Genomic DNA, 493 nt, shown 5'->3' with positions numbered 1-493 from the left:
GTTCGGCACGTTCGATGACCGGCATGCGGTCTGGCAAGGGCTGTTGGACCGTGGTGTGCTGATCCGGGAGACCGGCCCGGACGGCTGGCTACGGGTCTCGGTCGGCACCCCGGACGAGACCGAAGCGTTCAAGAGCGCGTTGCTGGACGTGTTAGGACATGTCCCCGGCCGATGAACGGGCGAGCCGGCACAGGCCGGCGGCTGTGAACAAGACGATGACGAGTACGCGGAGTGAGACGATGAGCGGTGCGGGAGCGACGGACCTGAACAGGACCGCCAGGGTCGAACGGGCGACGAGCGAGAGCAAGGTCAGCGTCGAGGTCGACCTCGACGGCAGCGGTGCGCACACCATTTCCACCACGGTGCCGTTCTACGACCACATGCTCACCGCCCTGGCGCGGCACTCGCTGATCGACCTGGCAGTCTCCGCGACCGGTGACACACACATCGACGTGCACCACACGGTCGAGGACACCGCGATCGTGCTCGGCCA

General features: G+C 66.7%; 2 pseudogenes. Both read left to right on the top strand.

Going from position 1 to position 493, the window contains the following annotated elements:
* Nucleotides 1-175, top strand: a pseudogene (locus tag ELR45_RS42435) (histidinol-phosphate transaminase); the annotation flags it as partial.
* Nucleotides 176-239: 64 nt separating this feature from the next.
* Nucleotides 240-493 (top strand): annotated as a pseudogene (locus ELR45_RS40340) (imidazoleglycerol-phosphate dehydratase); the annotation flags it as partial.

The organism is Phytoactinopolyspora endophytica (assembly GCF_004138495.1).
GTDB classification, from domain to species: Bacteria; Actinomycetota; Actinomycetes; order Jiangellales; family Jiangellaceae; genus Phytoactinopolyspora; species Phytoactinopolyspora endophytica.
The sequence above is the reverse complement of the archived record's forward strand: the minus strand, read 5'-3'. Positions and strand labels throughout refer to the sequence as shown.